Below are 1,141 nucleotides of genomic sequence, written 5' to 3'. Positions count from 1 at the left end.
TTTTTTCTTGTTTCTGTTATTCCCAGCATTTAATTAAGGAGACGATCATGACTAGCCGTGAACAGCAAATTCAGACTTTGAACAAAGAGTGGGCCGAAAATCCGCGCTGGAAAGGTATCAAGCGCAACTACACCGCGGAAGACGTGGTCCGTCTGCGCGGCTCGCTACAGATCCGTCACACGCTGGCTCAGCGCGGCGCGGAAAAACTGTGGGACCTGTGCAATAACGAACCTTTCGTCAACACGCTGGGCGCCCTGACCGGCAATCAGGCGATGCAACAGGTCAAGGCTGGCTTGAAAGCGATTTACCTGTCGGGCTGGCAAGTCGCCGGCGACGCCAACCTGGCCGGCGAAATGTATCCTGACCAATCGCTGTATCCAGCCAACTCGGTGCCCATGGTCGTCAAGCGCATCAACAACACCTTCCAGCGCGCAGACCAGATTCAATGGTCGGAAGGCAAGGGCGATATCGATTTCTTTGCCCCTATCGTGGCCGATGCCGAAGCCGGTTTTGGCGGCGTCCTGAATGCCTATGAATTGATGAAGTCGATGATAGAAGCCGGCGCTGCCGGCGTGCACTTCGAAGACCAGCTGGCATCGGTAAAAAAATGCGGCCACATGGGCGGCAAGGTGCTGGTGCCTACGCGTGAAGCGGTCGAAAAACTGAATGCCGCGCGTCTGGCCGCCGATGTATCCGGCACGACCACGCTGGTCATTGCGCGTACCGATGCAGAAGCCGCCGACTTGCTGACTTCCGATGTGGATGAAAACGACCAGCCTTTCCTGACCGGTGAACGCACGGTCGAAGGTTTCTACAAAACCCGTGCCGGCTTCGATCAAGCTGTGTCGCGCGGTCTGGCTTACGCGCCATATGTCGACATGTTGTGGTGCGAAACCGGCAAGCCGGACCTGGTCTTCGCGCAAAAATTTGCCGATGCTATCCATGCCAAGTTTCCCGGCAAGATGCTGGCCTATAACTGCTCGCCATCCTTCAACTGGAGGAAAAACCTGGACGACGCCACCATTGCCAAATTCCAGACCGAACTGGGTGCGATGGGTTACAAGTTCCAGTTCATCACGCTGGCTGGCTTCCATTCACTGAACTACTCGATGTTCAATCTGGCGCACGGCTATGCACGCCA

At 56.0% G+C, this 1,141-nt stretch carries 1 protein-coding gene; it reads left to right on the top strand.

Annotated elements, in window-relative coordinates; all coding sequences use genetic code 11:
• Positions 1–47: 47 nt before the first annotated feature.
• Positions 48–1,141: isocitrate lyase (gene aceA / locus Q7T06_RS02195; RefSeq protein ID WP_304779401.1), on the top strand; the 1,094-nt coding region annotated here is incomplete at its 3' end.

It is taken from the genome of Herminiimonas sp., from assembly GCF_030645555.1.
Classification (GTDB): domain Bacteria; phylum Pseudomonadota; class Gammaproteobacteria; order Burkholderiales; family Burkholderiaceae_D; genus Oxalicibacterium.
The sequence above is the reverse complement of the archived record's forward strand: the minus strand, read 5'-3'. Positions and strand labels throughout refer to the sequence as shown.